This is a genomic window from Salipaludibacillus daqingensis, assembly GCF_029891575.1.
Classification (GTDB): domain Bacteria; phylum Bacillota; class Bacilli; order Bacillales; family Salisediminibacteriaceae; genus Salipaludibacillus; species Salipaludibacillus daqingensis.
The window spans coordinates 339,840-356,632 of the sequence record NZ_JARZHF010000002.1 but is presented as its reverse complement, the minus strand read 5'-3'; the positions used below and the strand labels follow the sequence as shown (position 1 = coordinate 356,632).

18 protein-coding genes are annotated in these 16,793 nt (G+C 36.6%); 11 read left to right on the top strand and 7 right to left on the bottom strand.

Annotated features, from left to right (window positions below; genetic code table 11):
• Positions 1–11: 11 nt before the first annotated feature.
• Positions 12–668 (bottom strand): potassium channel family protein, encoded by a 657-nt coding sequence (locus QDN89_RS05835; protein WP_280769157.1) that lies wholly within the window; start codon positions 666–668, stop codon positions 12–14.
• A gap of 267 nt (positions 669–935) precedes the next feature.
• On the opposite strand from QDN89_RS05835, the gene QDN89_RS05830 reads away from it, so the two are divergent.
• The 7 genes from QDN89_RS05830 to QDN89_RS05800 all read left to right on the top strand — a co-directional run bounded on the left by QDN89_RS05830 (position 936) and on the right by QDN89_RS05800 (position 7,136).
• The gene (locus QDN89_RS05830; RefSeq protein WP_280769156.1) at positions 936–2,018 is read left to right on the top strand and encodes a mechanosensitive ion channel family protein; all 1,083 of its coding nucleotides are present in this window, start codon (positions 936–938) and stop codon (positions 2,016–2,018) included.
• Positions 2,019–2,345: 327 nt separating this feature from the next.
• Positions 2,346–2,591 (top strand): glutaredoxin family protein, encoded by a 246-nt coding sequence (locus tag QDN89_RS05825; protein WP_280769155.1) that lies wholly within the window; start codon positions 2,346–2,348, stop codon positions 2,589–2,591.
• 27 nt (positions 2,592–2,618) lie between these two features.
• Positions 2,619–3,671, top strand: a complete 1,053-nt coding sequence (locus QDN89_RS05820; RefSeq protein WP_280769154.1) for an HD-GYP domain-containing protein — start codon at positions 2,619–2,621, stop codon at positions 3,669–3,671.
• Positions 3,672–3,980: 309 nt separating this feature from the next.
• The gene (locus QDN89_RS05815; protein ID WP_280769153.1) at positions 3,981–4,574 is read left to right on the top strand and encodes a hypothetical protein; all 594 of its coding nucleotides are present in this window, start codon (positions 3,981–3,983) and stop codon (positions 4,572–4,574) included.
• A 216-nt stretch (positions 4,575–4,790) separates the two neighbouring features.
• Positions 4,791–5,507 carry a 2,3,4,5-tetrahydropyridine-2,6-dicarboxylate N-acetyltransferase gene (gene dapD, locus QDN89_RS05810; protein ID WP_280769152.1) on the top strand — a complete coding sequence of 239 codons (717 nt, stop codon included), beginning with the start codon at positions 4,791–4,793 and terminating at the stop codon, positions 5,505–5,507.
• Positions 5,507–6,637: an N-acetyldiaminopimelate deacetylase gene (locus QDN89_RS05805; protein WP_280769151.1), complete on the top strand. Its 1,131-nt coding sequence runs from the start codon at positions 5,507–5,509 to the stop codon at positions 6,635–6,637. Before dapD ends, QDN89_RS05805 begins: the two co-directional genes overlap by 1 nt.
• Before the next feature lie 250 nt (positions 6,638–6,887).
• Complete coding sequence (locus QDN89_RS05800) at positions 6,888–7,136, top strand: YkuS family protein (protein WP_280769150.1); 249 nt, start codon at positions 6,888–6,890, stop codon at positions 7,134–7,136.
• Between the two features lie 41 nt (positions 7,137–7,177).
• On the opposite strand, the gene QDN89_RS05795 is transcribed toward QDN89_RS05800, so the two are convergent.
• Complete coding sequence (locus QDN89_RS05795) at positions 7,178–8,014, bottom strand: mechanosensitive ion channel family protein (RefSeq protein WP_280769149.1); 837 nt, start codon at positions 8,012–8,014, stop codon at positions 7,178–7,180.
• Positions 8,015–8,227: 213 nt separating this feature from the next.
• Here QDN89_RS05795 and QDN89_RS05790 point away from each other — a divergent pair, with 213 nt between their 5' ends.
• Together QDN89_RS05790 and QDN89_RS05785 are read left to right on the top strand one after the other, a co-directional pair.
• Positions 8,228–8,779, top strand: coding sequence for a peroxiredoxin (locus QDN89_RS05790; protein ID WP_280769148.1), 552 nt, complete (start codon positions 8,228–8,230; stop codon positions 8,777–8,779).
• 231 nt (positions 8,780–9,010) lie between these two features.
• Positions 9,011–9,682: a potassium channel family protein gene (locus tag QDN89_RS05785; RefSeq protein WP_280769147.1), complete on the top strand. Its 672-nt coding sequence runs from the start codon at positions 9,011–9,013 to the stop codon at positions 9,680–9,682.
• Between the two features lie 375 nt (positions 9,683–10,057).
• Here QDN89_RS05785 and QDN89_RS05780 read toward each other — a convergent pair whose 3' ends face one another.
• From QDN89_RS05780 to QDN89_RS05760, 5 genes are all read right to left on the bottom strand, one after another.
• A complete protein-coding gene (locus QDN89_RS05780) occupies positions 10,058–10,987 on the bottom strand; it encodes a DUF4349 domain-containing protein (protein WP_280769146.1) in 930 nt (309 codons plus the stop codon).
• 190 nt (positions 10,988–11,177) lie between these two features.
• The gene (gene rnjA, locus QDN89_RS05775; protein WP_280769145.1) at positions 11,178–12,842 is read right to left on the bottom strand and encodes a ribonuclease J1; all 1,665 of its coding nucleotides are present in this window, start codon (positions 12,840–12,842) and stop codon (positions 11,178–11,180) included.
• Between the two features lie 3 nt (positions 12,843–12,845).
• Entirely contained in the window at positions 12,846–13,058 is a 213-nt protein-coding gene (locus QDN89_RS05770) for a DNA-dependent RNA polymerase subunit epsilon (protein ID WP_280769144.1), read from the bottom strand.
• Positions 13,059–13,452: 394 nt separating this feature from the next.
• On the bottom strand, positions 13,453–14,034 hold the full coding sequence (gene def, locus QDN89_RS05765; RefSeq protein WP_280769143.1) for a peptide deformylase: 582 nt from the start codon (positions 14,032–14,034) through the stop codon (positions 13,453–13,455).
• Positions 14,035–14,186: 152 nt separating this feature from the next.
• Positions 14,187–14,360 (bottom strand): YjcZ family sporulation protein, encoded by a 174-nt coding sequence (locus QDN89_RS05760; protein ID WP_280769142.1) that lies wholly within the window; start codon positions 14,358–14,360, stop codon positions 14,187–14,189.
• A gap of 220 nt (positions 14,361–14,580) precedes the next feature.
• On the opposite strand from QDN89_RS05760, the gene QDN89_RS05755 reads away from it, so the two are divergent.
• Entirely contained in the window at positions 14,581–15,228 is a 648-nt protein-coding gene (locus QDN89_RS05755) for a YkyA family protein (RefSeq protein WP_280769141.1), read from the top strand.
• A gap of 476 nt (positions 15,229–15,704) precedes the next feature.
• The gene (gene pdhA, locus QDN89_RS05750) at positions 15,705–16,793 is read left to right on the top strand and encodes a pyruvate dehydrogenase (acetyl-transferring) E1 component subunit alpha (protein WP_280769140.1); all 1,089 of its coding nucleotides are present in this window, start codon (positions 15,705–15,707) and stop codon (positions 16,791–16,793) included.

The window sequence follows — 16,793 nt, the reverse complement described above, 5'->3', positions numbered from 1 at the left end:
ATTAAATATTTTTATAAAGCTTCTTGTTGAAAACGTCTTAAGTCTTGCTTATCTCCAATAATAATAAAAATGTCACCGGCATGTAATTGATCACTTGGATCAGGTGTAACATCGACCTTGCCTTGTTGTTTTATCGCTAAAATAGTGCAGCCGTAGCGAGCTCGGACATCCATGTCAATTAGTGTTTTTCCGTTCACTTTTTTTGTAGCAAGAACCTCAATAATGCTGTACCTTTCCGACAAGTCAATATAATCAATAACTTTTTCTGAAGTGAGAAACTCTGCAATTCGATTACCCATGTCTTTTTCAGGGTGGAAAATGCGATCTGCACCGATTTTTTCAAGTACTTTATGATGATAATCATTTTGTGCTTTTACCCAAACCCTAGGAACATTTAAATCTTTTAAATGAAGGGTAGCTAGAATACTTGCTTGAATATCATCACCAATGGCAACAATCACGTGTTCAAAATTTCGGATACCAATTTTCGTTAAGGACGCCTCATCTGTTGCATCAGCAAGAAGCGTATGTGTCGCAAATTCAGTTACTTCTTCAATCCTTTTTTCACTTTTATCAATGGCAAGTACTTCATGCCCCATGTGAAATAGTTCTTTGCAAATACTTGTCCCAAAACGACCAAGACCGATGATGGCAAATTGTTTTTTCATAAATGGCTACCTTCTTTAATGTAATATGATGACAAAGTATATCATTTACAGTTGTTAGTTTTCAAGTTAATATGAAAAAAGATCCGATATCTATTTAATCAAAAGACGGAATCTAGATATTCTTAAAATTGAAAGTTTTGTTCACTTGGTTACATATTCCTGCTTGATTTATGTGATATGTTAAACTATAGAGCTGTTTTTCAAAATCAACCTGGAAGGATAACAGCATATTTTTAAATAAATAATTAGGTATAGAAGGAGAAAAAAATGAATCGCTGGATTACACTAATAACATGGCAAGAAGCTATGATTGCTACAGGGATATTTTTCCTATTTTTAGTTTTTCGAAAGATCTTCACGACATATGTATTTAAAACAATTTTATATTTTTCTAGAAAAGCGCCAACAGAATTAGTTACCAATATTCTGTTAGCTTTCGAAAAACCTCTGCGTTCGTTTTTTGTCGTTATTGGATTCTATGTCGTATTTTTGTATTTACCTTTTCCAGAACGATTTGATGATACGGCATATCATATTTTCCGTACGTTACTCATTGTTCATATTGGGTGGGGGCTATTTCATTTATCAGCATCTTCTTCGGTCATTTTTACAAAAGTGGGTGAAAGATTAGACATTCAGTTTGATGAGATTGTTGTTCCATTTCTATCTAAATTGATTCGATTTGCATTAGTTGCAATGGTTCTTAGTATTATTGCTAGTGAGTGGGATTATAACGTTAGTGGTTTTGTTGCTGGACTAGGTTTAGGCGGACTAGCCTTTGCGTTAGCGGCACAAGACTCTATTAGTAATTTCTTCGGCGGTGTCATTATCATTACGGAAAAGCCGTTTACACTAGGCGACTGGGTGAGTACACCATCTGTAGAAGGGTTTGTAGAAGACATTTCGTTTCGTAGTACAAAAATACGTACTTTTGCTGATTCGTTAGTGGTGGTACCAAACTCCACATTAGCAAATGAACCGGTAGAAAATTGGACAAAAATGGGGAAGCGACAAATATCATTTAATTTAGGTGTGTTATATTCTACGCCCAGAAATAAAATTCAAACGTGTGTAGAACGTATCGATGAGATGCTTCGGAAACGAGATGATATTGATCAAGAACTTATTATTGTTAGGTTCAGTGAATTTAATGATAGTAGTTTAGATATCTTCTTATATTTTTTCACGAAGTCCACGATCTGGGTGGAATACATGGAAGTGAAGCAAGATGTTAATTTGCAAATAATGAATATACTTGAAGAAGAAGGAGTTTCTATTGCTTATCCTACTAGGAGTATTCATTTGGAAGACAAAAGTAAAGATATAGAGCAGAAAAAAGATCCCGAATGATTGGGATCTTTTTTTAATTTAAAACTTTCAAGAAATGGTGATGAAATAAAGTCATTTGTAGTAAAATGTAATTAGAAACAGTTTATTATTAGGTATTTATACTTATAAAATTTCATCGTAATATTCATTATGTTAACATCACTTTTTCAGTACAATAGAGAGAAGTACTGTAAAGAAGTGTTTATTCGTTAATTAAGTATCTGCACCGTTGTTATATATTAAAGTGGAAAGTGGGAGATGAGTAAAAACTTCCTACTCAACATTCCAGCAGGGGAACACTCGATGAAGTATGTGTGTTGGAATCAAAAAGAAAGATGGGGGATAAAAATGAATTCGAATGTGATTGTGTATACGAGCAAAGGTTGCACTTATTGTGAACAGGTGGTTGATTTTTTTCGAAAAGAAAGAATAAATGTAGATCAACGTAATATTTCAGAAAGTGAGGAAAGTTTCAAAGAATGGAAAGAGATTAATCCAATAGGAACACCGCTCACTTGTTATAAAGATCATATTGTCGTCGGTTTTCATAAAAAAAACCTTCAAGCAATTGTCGATCTGTATCACAGTTCATAAATATATAGAAAAGATTGAGGGATGCCTATGAGGTATGTATCCATAGATAATGTAGATCAAGGTGAACAATTGGGGAAACATATTTTTGCTAGTGATGGTCGCATTTTATTAAATGAGGGTGTGACCTTAACGATTGGACTTCTATCAAAGTTAAGGCAAATGGGCGTTTCCTCTATTTTTGTGAAAGATGATCGATTTAAGGATCTGGAGATAGAAGAAGTTGTTTCCGAAACAACAAAAAGAAAAGCTATATCCACATTAGCAAATTCCATTCAATTTATTCAGCAAGATAAATATGTAGATGGAAAGTCGATTAGTGGCATTGTTGACCAAATGATTGAAGAAGTTTTGTCGAACCCTGATGTTTTGTTTCATCTCACAGATATAAGGACTAAAGATAATGAAATGTTTGTTCATTCAGTCAATGTTTGTATCATGTCCGTTATGGTTGGTGTGCAAGTCGGTTTAGCTAAAACTAAGATTCAAGAGTTGGCAGTAGGGGCTTTGTTACATGATATCGGAAAGCTGGTTGGAGAAGTTCGTCAAAGTGATATTCCTGTAGGTTATGACCGCGATGATGAATTGATGAAAGACCATTCTTGGAAAGGATTTAATCTACTAAGAAAATCACAAGAAGTGAGTACGTTATCAGCGCATATTGCTCTTGCTCACCATGAAAATGTTGATGGAACAGGAAATCCTCGAGGGATGTATGGGGATGATATTCATTATTTAGCTAAGATTGTAGCGGTAGCAAACGATTATGATCATTTAGTTACTGAAGGTGGGAGTGAAAACGTACTATTTCCTCATGAAGCATGTGAACGAATCATGGGTTTGACGAACCTTCGATATGACCACAATGTTGTCTGGAAATTTCTCCGCTGTATTGCTTTTTATCCGTCAGGAGTACAAGTGAAACTTAGTGATGGCTCTATAGGAGTGGTAACGGGTCAGCACAAAGGTTTACCTCAAAGGCCAATCGTAAGAACGTTTCAATCAGATGGGGATAATTTCATTTATAATGAAGTCGATCTGGCGAAAGAGACAACCATTTTTATTACAAAAGTATTTGCTTAAAAACAAATACAACTATGAGTAAGAATATCTTTCAAAGAAATAAATAGTTCGGTCGTTAGTAAAAGTAATATCAAAAAAAAGAGTCAGGATTTTAAGCCTGACTCTTTTTTTGATCTTAACAGGATTTTTAGATAAAAATTTTTCATGAACAAAATGATCTGAATGAGTGCTAAGTAGATCTTTGATCAAATTTTGGTTCTACCTAAAAAAAATGAGGCTATATTAGAAAGAAAAACGAGGTTTAACTGATATTAAGATTGATTTCGTTGTTTTTCGGGAATATGTATGAAGACAAAGGAGGAATTCGCAATGAATATACATAAGCGATTATTCGTTCCGTCTATTGTTGTAATTATGATTTTTATCGGTTTTCTTTTATATATAAATGTCTCTGTAGAGGAAAGGTTAGAAGTGGATAAATTTAGTGGTACAGAATTAGAGGATAAAAGTGAAGTGGCATTAGCTGCGAATGATTTCGAAGATAATTTTTCTGAGGTAACATTAGATAGAACGCTTATTGTTGACTTACTTACGGAGCGGGTGCAGGCGGATATAGGTGATTCGATCACTCAAATCATTGAACAAAGAGGGGATCCTTTCGAAACAGGCTATTATGGAGGTGGCCCATATTATCATTTTGATGACGTGACATTTTTTACAGCACCAGAGTCTGATACCATTGTTGCAATGGCATTTTCAGGAGCGGAATTAACAAGTGATGAAGATAAAGCTTTGGAAGGATTCAATCATGATGAAGCCATTCTCAAAGGGGAAAATGAAATAGACAATTATTGGGTAGAGATCTATGTTGTAAATGACGTAGAAGTGATGATTGAGAGAGAGGAAGAAAATGCTGAACCGAGTTTTGTGTGGCTGACTGAGAAACAGTTGTTTTCCGAATAACTGTATTATATTGATACGAAACTGGATAATTTAAGTCATGGAAGGTGAGTGATGTGAAGCGGAAGTAAAACGGTTAGTGCTAGATGATCAGATAGTCAGATAAAAATAACAGAAACATAAAAGGTTTTGAACAAATGAAAACACAACGATTGCATTTTTTTGTTGAAATGACTATGATAAATAGGAGTTGTGATCTAATTTAAGGAGGAATTTTTCATGAAACAAATGGATGCAAATGAAATTATTAGTTTTATCTCGAATGCAGAAAAATCAACACCAGTAAAAGTACATATTAAAGGTGACGTTGAGGGCATTGATTTCGGTGCTAATACGAAATCGTTTATTCAAGGAAGTACAGGTGTGCTTTTTGGAGAGTGGAAAGATATTCAAGAAGCAATCAAGGTGAATGAATCAAAAATAGAAGACTTTGTTGTCGAAAATGATCGTCGAAATTCAGCAATTCCGTTATTAGATATGAAAAATATTCACGCTCGTATTGAGCCAGGTGCGTTTATTCGTGAACAAGTCAGTATTGGTGATTCTGCCGTGATCATGATGGGAGCTTCTATCAACATTGGCTCTGTTGTCGGTGAAGGGACAATGATTGATATGAACGCAGTTCTTGGAGGACGAGCAACTGTAGGTAAGAACTGTCATATCGGAGCGGGTGCTGTATTGGCTGGTGTGATTGAACCACCATCTGCAAAGCCAGTTATTGTAGAAGACGGAGTTGTTGTTGGGGCAAATGCTGTTGTATTAGAAGGTGTAACAGTTGGGAAAGGATCTGTCGTAGCGGCAGGTGCTATCGTTACCGAAGATGTACCACCAAACACGGTTGTTGCAGGAACGCCTGCGAAAGTCATTAAAGAAATTGATGATCAGACAAGAGGTAAGACGGAAATCAAGCAAGAACTTAGAAAGTTAAATAACTAATGAATAAGAATCAATTACAGGAGCGCTTGGTGGAACGACGCCGAGCGCTTCATCAAATTCCAGAGCTTGGTTTCAAAGAGGAGAAGACTCAGCAGTTTATTCTTGATGTTATTCATAAATGTGCCGAAGATTTTTTAGAGGTAAAGACTTGGAAAACAGGTGTCCTCGTTAAAGTGAATGGAAGTGCTCCCTTGAGAACGATTGGATACCGTGCTGATATGGATGGTCTTCCTGTAGAAGAGGCGACGTCACTCCCTTTTTCTTCTACTCATGAAGGAATGATGCACGCGTGTGGTCATGATTTCCACATGACAATTGGTTTAGCCCTAGTGGAACATTTTGCAGCAAATCGTCCGAAACAAAACATTGTGTTTGTTTTTCAACCAGCAGAAGAAGGACCTGGTGGAGCAGAACCTCTCCTAGCATCGGAGGAATTTAAGTCTTGGAAACCAGATGAAATGTATGCTTTGCACATTGCTCCTGAGCACCCGGTCGGCACAATTGCCACCAAACCGGGTATTCTATTTGCTAATACGAGTGAGCTTTTCATTGATTTTGTAGGGAAAGGCGGTCATGCCGCGTATCCCCATATGACGGAAGATATGGTTGTGGCAGCTAGCCATTATGTGACGCAACTACAGTCGATTGTTGCCCGAAACATCTCGCCGCTTGATTCAGCAGTCGTGACGATTGGGAAAATTGAAGCGGGTACAAAACAAAATATCATTGCTGATCACGCCCGTATAGAGGGGACGATTCGCACATTATCCATTGATTCCATGGAAAAGATCAAAGCAAGAATTGAAGGCATGGTTCGCGGTATAGAAGAAAGTTTTCAATGCCAATGCGGCATTGATTACGGATCAAATTATTGCCAAGTTTATAATAATGAGCAGCTAACAGAGTCGTTTATTCAGTTTGCTGAATCATCCACTCACGTCGATTTCAAACGATGTGATAAGGCTATGACTGGAGAAGACTTTGGTTATTTCCTTGAAGAGATTCCAGGCGTGATGTTTTGGTTAGGGGTTGATAGTGAACATGGACTTCACTCTAATAAACTAAATGCTGATGAAAAAGCTTTATCTGTAGCAGTAAATTACTTGACGGATTTTATTGAAAGTCGATAAAGATAATAAACGAACTGGACCATTGACTTAGCGTTTTTTACCACACGAACAAAAGAGGAATTCATTTTCAAGAAGTATCGGGACAATGTTTCCACTCTCTTCAAATAGGAATATCATTTTCGTCGGTGATAGTGCGACAATTTATTTGGACGGTTGGCACCCTTTCATGTTTTATGAATATTTACTACTTTTGCATAGCTTTTATCAATCTGGTGATACTAGTATGGAATGATAAAAGGAGGCGATCTCAGTGGCAAAAGTCGGTGTTGAATCTACCTTAACTGACGTGGAACAGGCATTATTAGCCCATGGCCATGAAGTAATTCAATTAGAAAATGAGGAAGATGCATCCGGATGTGACTGTTGCGTAGTATCTGGACAACAGGAAAATGTAATGGGGATTGAAGACACAACGACAAATGCTGCCGTCGTTTCAGCTCAAGGGTTAACGGCTGAAGAAGTTTGTCAGAGGGTGGATCAATCCGTAGGGGCACAATAATGTACAAAGCCTGACAGAGTTCTGTCAGGCTTTGTGTATGATTAAGCTTCTTTATTAATGTAAACTTGATGTGGAAATGGAATTTCAATATTATTAGCATCTAGTGCTTCTTTCATTGCTTTACGTAATCTTCTCTCAACAGCCCATTGTTCCATATTCGTTGTTTGAGCGATAACACGAATAACGACGTCACTATCACCAAGGTTCTGCACTCCTACAACGTGAGGACCATCTTTAATCATTTCATCATCTTGAGCAACCTGATCACATGCCAGTTGAAGGACACGCATTGCTTCGTCGATATTGTCACCATAACTGATACTCATATCAACTAACGCTCTCATATTGGAGCGAGAGTGGTTACTGAGACTACCAATTTCTCGGTTTGGTATGAAATGAACCGTACCATCAAACCCTCTGACTTTTGTTGTTCGTAAACCTACCTCTTCTACGATCCCATCTAATCCTGCAACTGTAACGTATTCATCTACTTCAATTTGTTTTTCTAATAAAATGAAAAAGCCAGTAACAATATCACTTACGAGACCTTGTGCCCCAAAACCGACCGCTAGTCCTATAATACCAGCACCTGCTATAAGGGCAGTGACATCATACTCAAAAATACCAACTATAAATGTAATTAAAACGAACAACAAAACATATGAGAATAAGTTATTAACTAACTTTTCCAACGTTCGGGCTCGGCTTTCTGAGAAATTTTTCTGTTGGCTCATTTTAGTAAAACTGCTAGAGATAAATTTTCTGCCGATGGCTCGGATAATGAAAAACACAATTAAAATTGCGATTAATTGAAGAGTGATGGTCAATGCTTTTGTACCAATTTCTGTCCAATTAATAGCTTCGATCCATGTTTGCATATGTATGTCTCCTTCCAAATATGAAATTATGTTTAGTGAAAGTTTAACATAATTCGACAAGTGGTTAAACAAATCGGTTTACGAATGGGATAAATGGATAACATAGGACTAAAAGGTAAGAGTTGATATTATTAGTTGACCGAGTGAAATGAGTATCATATAATAATGACTGTTGTGTAAGAAAAGTAACAATAATTGTGGAGGGATTCGGACATGTCAGATAAGCGTATGGTAGCAAAACAAGCACCAAGATTTGAAATGGATGCTGTATTAGCAGATAAAGAATTTGGAAAAGTAAGCTTAGAGGAGAACATGAAGCAAGAAAAGTGGACCGTTCTTTTCTTTTATCCTATGGATTTCACTTTTGTATGTCCAACGGAAATTACGTCACTAAGTGACCGTTATGATGAATTTGAAGATTTAGATGCTGAAGTTATTGGAGTATCTACAGATACAATTCATACTCACCTTGCATGGATTAATACAGACCGCGATGACAATGGTCTTGGAAAATTAGAGTATCCTCTTGCAGCGGATACAAATCACCAAATATCACGTGATTATGGTGTTTTAATTGAAGAAGAGGGTGTTGCGCTTCGTGGACTATTTATTATTAGCCCAGAAGGTGAACTAATGTACTCTGTAGTGAATCATAACAACATTGGTCGTGATGTTGAGGAAACATTACGTGTCCTTCAAGCTCTTCAAACTGGTGGACTTTGTCCAGCAAACTGGAAGCCAGGACAAGAAACACTTAAAGTGTAATAGTTACAACGGATGAAAAGGAAACGTTTAGCGGTTAGCCCGCTAAACGTTTTTTTCATCGGTAATGTTTGATAATAGTAAGAGAGATAAATTCTTGGAAAAGCACATGAAATTAGCAAATGAGTATTTCGGTATTTTTGTATTTATTCCGTTGCTGGTTAATACTAATTGAATATGTCTGTTTTTGTATGTATGATAGAAGAAAAGGTAAATCGATAAGACCGGGGGATCATGATGAAAAAACAATTTGCAGTCATCGGCTTAGGCAGATTTGGTGGGAGTATATGCAGTGCATTAAGTGAGCAAGGGATGGAAGTACTCGCCATCGATACAGATGAAGATAAAGTTAATAAATTTGCTTCGATTGCTACACATGCTGTTGTCGCAGATACAACAGATGAGAACACACTTAAAAGTTTAGGAATCCGTAATTTTGATCATGTTATTGTGGCGATAGGGGACAATATTCAATCTAGTATTTTAACAACGTTGATGCTTGTAGAGCAAGGAGTGAAGCACATAACGGTTAAAGCACAAAATGATTATCATGAAAAAGTTTTAAATAAAATCGGAGCACATAAAGTCGTTCACCCTGAGAGGGATATGGGAATTCGTATTGCTCATAATATTGTCTCTAAAAACGTATTGGATTATTTGGAGCTCTCAGATGAATACAGTATTGTGGAGCTTGTTGCTGGGAAGTCAGTGCACAAACGAACGCTTATTGATTTAGATGTTCGTGCAAAATATGGATGTAATATTATGGCGATAAAACGAGATGAAAATATTAACGTATCGCCAGCAGCAACGGAAGAGCTTATGAGAGGTGACATTATCATTGTCATAGGTGCAGATAAAGATATTACTCGAATGGAAAATGACTTATTCGACGATGAAGATTAAGGAAAGAGAATGAGAGAAAGTTGTCCTCGATTTTGAGGGCATTTTTTCTTGTCTTTGTTATCGTAGTGTAACTGTTTTTTTCTCAGTCAGTTTTCTTTGTTGCGAGCTGTATCCATTGTCAAAACGTCGCATACTAAGATAAGCCAGTACATGGACATCTTGTCCTTCGAATGTAATTCGAAGGTTACACGTGAAGTAACCCACTCTTTCCTGCGAAAGAACGAGCCAAGTGAGCCCGTGGAAGCTCACGGATCGTCCGCAGAAAAGCGAATGGAGGTCATCGGTAACTTTCTATTTTAAGGATAGCTTAGCTTTAAAAGATAGATAGGAAATATGCAATCGAATGACAGGTCTGCGGTTGCTAGTAGCTTGTCATTACGTTTGTTTAGTATCTGATTTTCTTCGTCGTTTTTGGATTAAATAGATCCCTACTCCGATTATAGCTAGAGGAACGAGCACAGGGGAAAGGCCGATTATTAACACAAGTCCATGAGAAAATACAGAAATGATTACGTTTACAGTATCCATAAATAAACTTTGTGCATGTTGAAAAGTGTTGAGTGCTTCACGATCTTGAAGACTAGATACATTTACTTTTCGTTCTTGAATATCTATTGTTATGGTTGAAAATGCAACATGATTTTCTAAATATGCGATTCTACCTTTTATTCGTTCAATGTCTTCTTGGACATCTGATAAATCATTTGAAATGGATAAAAGGTCTTCTGTACTTTCTGCTTCTTCTAAAAAAGTTAGTAATCTTTCTTCAACGGTTTCTTTAGAGCGAAGAGATGACTCCAAGTCCACATATTCTTCTGTGACGTCATTTCCAGTGGTTGATTTTTCTAATACTTTCGAGCTTGTTGTTTCTAAATCGTTCAAAAACGACTGAAAATACTCTTTCGGCACCCTCACTGTGAGGTTCCCACCTAGTTCTTCATCTTCGCCTCGCTGGTAAACCGTTGATTCAACAACAAAACCATTTATTTTTTCGACTTCATCTTGAATGTGATGTTGGGCATCATTAAAATCATTTACCTCTATAGAAATGTAGCCATTGTAAATGACCATTTGTTCATTCGATTTTGTTTCCATTCGTTCAATATCGCTTGCCTCTTCAGGTTCATCTGAGATAGTTTCTTCCTCTTCAGTTACCACAAACCCATCATCCGAATTATCAGTCGCCATATCATAGTCACTTGCTTCGTCATGATTAGCTTCGTTGTTACTACAAGCAGGTAGAAAAAAGACGAATAGTAATAATACAAAAGGTATTAAAAACGAGGTTCGTTTTCTATTTATCATCATTAAGGTCTCCTTTCTTCTTTGTTTCTTTGACGAGTATTAACCGAATAAGTTACAAAAAAATTACAATAATTAGGTCTTGATAGTAATCCGCGAAGGTGCGATCGTCACTAAATAGAAGATATAGCATATTCTTAACAAAAAAACGAGCAGAAGTAATCTCTGCTCGTTTCGTTTCAATCATATTGTATTATACTTCCATGATAATTGGTAAAATCATTGGTTTACGTTTCGTTTTTTCGTATAAGAAAGGTCCAAGTGTATCAGTAACTTGATTTTTGATTTCTGACCATTGTGTGGTTTCGTTTTCCATTAAGCCTTTTAAGTGAATGGCCAGTTTCTTTTGTGCTTCATGAATCAAATCGCCAGATTCACGCATGTAAACAAAACCTCTAGAAATAATGTCAGGTCCTGATGCTACTTTAAACTCTTTCATATTAAGACTAACAACAACGACGACGAGTCCTTCTTCTGACAAAATACGACGATCGCGTAAGACGATATTACCAATATCACCAATACCATTTCCGTCTACATAGATAGATCCAGAAGGAACTTTGCCAGCTAAGCTAGCTTCGTTTTTATCCAAAGCAAGGACTTCACCAATATCCATGATAAAGCAATTCTCTTCTGGTACGCCACAATCTTGAGCATGTTGAGTATGCATTTTCAGCATGCGATATTCTCCGTGTATAGGTAAGAAATACTTTGGCTTCATAAGACGAAGCATAAGTTTCTGTTCTTCTTGTCCACCATGACCAGAAGTATGAATATCGTTAAGTGACCCATGAATAACTTCGGCACCAGCGCGGAATAACTGATTAATGATTTTACTAACACTTAGTGTGTTACCTGGAATAGGGGAAGATGAGAAAACAACTGTGTCTCCAGGGAAAATTTGAATTTGTCGGTGAGTACCATGAGCAATACGAGATAATGCAGCCATTGGCTCACCTTGACTGCCTGTACAAAGAATTAATAATTGATCAGCAGGAATTTTATTTAACTGTGATGACTCTATAAAAGTGCTATCAGGTGCTTTAATGTAACCAAGCTCTCTACCAATTCGAATAGCAGATTCCATGCTTCGTCCAAATACAGCAACCTTACGATCATATTTGACTGCAGATTCTACTGCTTGTTGCAAACGATAAATATTTGATGCAAACGTTGCAAAAATAATTCTTCCATCCACTTTTCTGAAAATGGAATCGATGCTTTCGCCGACTTTTCTTTCTGACATGGTGAAACCAGGTACTTCGCTGTTCGTGCTGTCGGATAACAGACAAAGGACACCCTCTTCACCGATTTTTGCCATTTTGGATAAATTTGCAGGCTCACCTACAGGTGTGAAATCAAATTTGAAATCTCCTGTTTGAACAATGTTCCCTGATGGTGTTTTCACTACAATACCGAAAGAATCAGGGATACTGTGTGTTGTTCTGAAAAATGATACTGACGTTTTTTGAAATTTGACGATTGTATCTTCGTTTACTTCGTGAAGCTCAGCCGTTCGAAGCAAACCGTGTTCTTCCAATTTGTTTTTAATTAATGCTAAGGCGAGTTTGCCGCCGTAAATTGGAACATTAATTTCTTTTAACAGATATGGCACACCACCAATATGGTCTTCGTGACCATGAGTGATAAATAATCCTTTTATTTTATCAGCGTTTTTAACTAGATAGGTGTAGTCAGGTATAACATAGTCGATTCCGAGGAGTTCATCTTCTGGGAATTTAATACCTGAGTCAATGATGATGATCTCATCTTGAAATTGAACTGCATACATATTTTTCCCGATTTCGCCCAGACCCCCAAGGGCAAATATAGCAACTTGATGATTTTTTGCTTTCATAGTTTAGGCATTCTCCAATCGGAAATCTTCGTTGTTTTCTTCTTCGTAAGCTAATGCCTCTTCAGACAATGGGGTCACGAATTCAATGTTATATCGACGGTCTGATAATTTTTTTCGAACTTCCTCTTCTGTTTTTGCGTCAATATACAAAGACTTTGTACGTTCTCTTACAGGGGTTTCTGTTAATGTTTCTTGATAAAATACTTTAAAAATCATGTGAACCTCTCCTTTTATATAAATTTTAATTTTATATAGGACTCTTTTTGGTATCCGACAGTTGAACCTAAAGACATTGATCCTATGTATTAAGCCTTGAAAGCGGCTAATCACTAATGATAATAATAAGTAATTGTACAAACTGAAATCCTTCTTTCAGCTTCATTTCTAGAAAGAAGGATAAGTGAATTATACATATAAATTTTTAGGAAGTAAAATCTCTTACTTATTAATATTCGTTCTCTCCACCTTTTCAATATTTTAAACCTTCCTTCCTTTTAATTCAAGCCTCTTATTTAGAACGAAAAGAAGTGGATAATAGAAAAATTTCAATATGGAACAATAATAGTATAGTGATTTAAAACTAAAAACAATAAATAACCCTACTCCATAACTAGGAGAAGGGTTCGTTTTGTTCATTGCGTTTAATTACTTCATGAGGAGGAAGTTGTTTTTTAAAGGGATCGTCTTCGTCGATCCGGTCATAAAACATAATTCCATTTAAGTGATCCATTTCGTGTTGGAACACAATTGCTAAAAATCCGCGAAGACGTTTTGTGACTTTCTTTCCATCAAGATCATATGCTTCTATTTTGATTCTGGCATATCGTGGCACAATGCCAGTTACTTCTCGGTCAACAGATAAACAACCTTCGCCCCCTTCTAAATGCGTAGTCTCTGCTGAGTGACTAACAATCTTCGGATTTAAAAGTGCTAATTCTACTAACTCGTCTCGGTGATCAGTCGTTCGAATGACAAGCATTCTTTTACTGACATCGATTTGCGGAGCTGCGAGTCCAACTCCTGGGCGAAGTTCGTATTTCTCTGCCAATTCAGGATCTTGGCTATGTACAAGGAACTCCATCATCTTTTTAAGAAGTTGATGATCCTCTTTCGTTGGAGGGATGTCTACTTCTTTCGCTTTTTTACGTAAGGTTGGGTGACCTTCGCGGATAACATCATTCATTGTAAGCATGATTTATCTCCTCTCATATTGTTAACAATTATACTCATAATTTTTAAACAAAGATAATTGTTTACCTTTATTTATTCTAAACAGTTTTTTGAAGAAAGAAAAGAGGGAGTGAATCACAATGGATTCACTCCCTCTTATTTTTTAGGCGAGGATTAGCAGTGGTATTTTGATGCACCTACAATAATGAGTAGGATGAAAAGTACCACAATTAATGCAAATCCTTTCCCTGCTCCGTGATGAGGAGTTGCAACACCTGCTACTTGAGAAGGGTATCCGTAACCGTAACCGCAGGGGTCGTGGCAATGTCCAGCGTCGTATCCATACATAATAATGCCTCCTTTTTATCATTCGCACGCCTCAACTGTGCGGCGTAATATTATGCTATGCAAGATGTTAAAGATGGAATGGATAAATACCTATTTATTTGAAATTTTCAAGAAGAAAATTTTATTCAAGAACTTATAAATAACTTGTAATAACTTATAAAATAAGGTAATTTGTTAAATGTATGATATTTTTGTGAGTGAATTATTAGGAGGGGCTTTTTTGAAAAAGTTAAATCTGTTTGTTCTATTTGCAACTACGATGATCATTTCTACAGCATGTTTCGGAGAACAGCCAGCTGAAATAATGTATGATCATTTAGAAGAATCCGTTCAAATAGAAAAAGAAGTAGAAGAGAAGCAAGAACCGTTAACAAATGCGGAACAAAAAGAAGTTGATTTATATGAGGAGATGCTCACTCTTTCTTCTGTCGAAGAAATTGAACCTCTAGCTGATGAAGCAATTGACTCAGCTGAGGAAAGAAGAGAAATCATGGAAGAAGAAAAAGAACTAATTGAAGACTCCTACTCCATTTTTCAAGAAGCAGAGCAACAAATAGACGATATTGATGAAGAAGATGTTCAAGAAGCTGCAACGAAAGTGGTAGACACAATGAATGAAAGATATAGTGTTTATCAAGACTTGTACGAGGAATATATGCAGTCCATTGATGAAGATATTCTTCTTTATGAAATGGCGAAAGACGAAGAAATTGAAGTAGAAGTTCTTCAAGAGCAACATGAAAAAGTAAATGAAGGATATAACCGAATCACAGAATTAAATCAACAATTTAATCAATTAACAAATGATTATAATGACGCAAAAATTAATTTCTATGAAACAGCAGAATTAAATGTCGTTTTTGAATAATCTAAAAGTGTAAAGGAAAGGAGACAAAATGTCTTTCTTTCCTTTTTTGTCGATACAGATCATTGATCTAAGGTTCACGTTGCAAACGAATATATACATCTATAAAATATAACAGTGTGAAAAACATCATGTAACAGTTTGCTGTAAGTTTGTGAATTAATTAACAACATAGATGGATGAGAAAACTATTAAAACAAGAGCAAAAGCGTTGACGAACGATAAGTGATTCGTGTAAACTAAGAATCGTAAACAGTGAGGTGTATCACTTTAAATAAAAATAAACTACTACAGTGCGAGACTGAAATGTGATATGATTATTTTTATAACAAAAGGGAATACAATCACTGTGGTATGAAACGAACGTGTCGAATCACATGTATAATGCTCAATTTGGGTACTTTAATTAATAGTGATTTAGACGATGATGAGTAAAAATATTGACTTGGCTGATACGAAAGGATGAGGTGAACAGATTCATGGAAAAGACTAAAGAATTGCAACAAATTGAAGATCAGTTCCAAACGTTCCAAATTCTCGATGAAGAAGGGAAAATCGTCAACGAAGAAGCGATGCCTGAGTTATCTGACGAAGAGATGAAAGAATTAATGACGCGGATGGTTTATACACGCATTTGGGATCAAAGAGCTATCTCATTAAATCGACAAGGTAGACTTGGATTCTATGCTCCTGTAGCAGGTCAAGAGGCCTCAATGATCGGTTCTCAATTTGCGCTTGAAACACAAGACTGGATTCTACCTGGATATCGTGATATCCCTCAAATTCATTATCATGGAGTACCGCTTGATCAAGCTTTCTTATGGTCGCGAGGACACTTCATGGGTGGACAAATGCCAGAAGGTGTTCGTGTTATGATGCCACAAATTATTATCGGTGCACAAATTACACAAACAGCTGGAGTAGCTATGGGACTTAAAAAGAATAAAGAAGACGCTGTAGCAATTACTTATACTGGTGACGGTGGCGCTTCTCAAGGTGATTTCTATGAAGGAATGAACTTTGCTGGAGCATTTAATTCGCCAGCTATTTTTGTTGTGCAAAACAACCGTTTTGCTATCTCTGTTCCTGTAGAAAAGCAATCTGCAGCAAGAACAATTGCTCAGAAAGCTGTAGCCGCTGGTATTCATGGAGTACAAGTAGACGGAATGGATATTTTAGCTGTTTACGCAGCAACAAAAGAAGCTCGAAAGCGCGGTCTTGAAGACAATGGACCTACATTAATAGAAACACTTACTTATCGTTACGGTCCTCATACAATGGCTGGAGATGACCCTACGAGATACCGAACTTCTGATGAAGATGATGCATGGGAGAAGAAAGATCCACTCGTTCGATTCCGAAAGTTCCTAGAAAGCAAAGATCTTTGGACGGAAGAAGAAGAAGAAAAGATTGTAGAACAAGCAAAAGAAGATATTAAAGCCGCTATCAAAAAAGCGGATGGAGCTCCTAAACAAAAAGTAACAGACCTTATTGGAAACATGGGCGAAGACCTACCTGCCAACTTGAAGGAGCAATTGGAATATTATAAAGAAAAGGAGTCGAAGTAA

Bases quoted from the DNA above. Each gene is read 5' to 3' on its own strand.
- rnjA (WP_280769145.1), bottom strand. From the start codon at position 12,842: ATGAAAGCAAAAAATCATCAAGTTGCTATATTTGCCCTTGGGGGTCTG.
- QDN89_RS05780 (WP_280769146.1), bottom strand. From the start codon at position 10,987: ATGATAAATAGAAAACGAACCTCGTTTTTAATACCTTTTGTATTATTA.
- dapD (WP_280769152.1), top strand. From the start codon at position 4,791: ATGAAACAAATGGATGCAAATGAAATTATTAGTTTTATCTCGAATGCA.
- pdhA (WP_280769140.1), top strand. From the start codon at position 15,705: ATGGAAAAGACTAAAGAATTGCAACAAATTGAAGATCAGTTCCAAACG.
- QDN89_RS05830 (WP_280769156.1), top strand. From the start codon at position 936: ATGAATCGCTGGATTACACTAATAACATGGCAAGAAGCTATGATTGCT.
- QDN89_RS05825 (WP_280769155.1), top strand. From the start codon at position 2,346: ATGAATTCGAATGTGATTGTGTATACGAGCAAAGGTTGCACTTATTGT.
- QDN89_RS05795 (WP_280769149.1), bottom strand. From the start codon at position 8,014: ATGCAAACATGGATCGAAGCTATTAATTGGACAGAAATTGGTACAAAA.
- def (WP_280769143.1), bottom strand. From the start codon at position 14,034: ATGCTTACAATGAATGATGTTATCCGCGAAGGTCACCCAACCTTACGT.
- QDN89_RS05790 (WP_280769148.1), top strand. From the start codon at position 8,228: ATGTCAGATAAGCGTATGGTAGCAAAACAAGCACCAAGATTTGAAATG.
- QDN89_RS05785 (WP_280769147.1), top strand. From the start codon at position 9,011: ATGATGAAAAAACAATTTGCAGTCATCGGCTTAGGCAGATTTGGTGGG.
- QDN89_RS05805 (WP_280769151.1), top strand. From the start codon at position 5,507: ATGAATAAGAATCAATTACAGGAGCGCTTGGTGGAACGACGCCGAGCG.
- QDN89_RS05835 (WP_280769157.1), bottom strand. From the start codon at position 668: ATGAAAAAACAATTTGCCATCATCGGTCTTGGTCGTTTTGGGACAAGT.
- QDN89_RS05820 (WP_280769154.1), top strand. From the start codon at position 2,619: ATGAGGTATGTATCCATAGATAATGTAGATCAAGGTGAACAATTGGGG.
- QDN89_RS05760 (WP_280769142.1), bottom strand. From the start codon at position 14,360: ATGTATGGATACGACGCTGGACATTGCCACGACCCCTGCGGTTACGGT.
- QDN89_RS05770 (WP_280769144.1), bottom strand. From the start codon at position 13,058: ATGATTTTTAAAGTATTTTATCAAGAAACATTAACAGAAACCCCTGTA.
- QDN89_RS05815 (WP_280769153.1), top strand. From the start codon at position 3,981: ATGAATATACATAAGCGATTATTCGTTCCGTCTATTGTTGTAATTATG.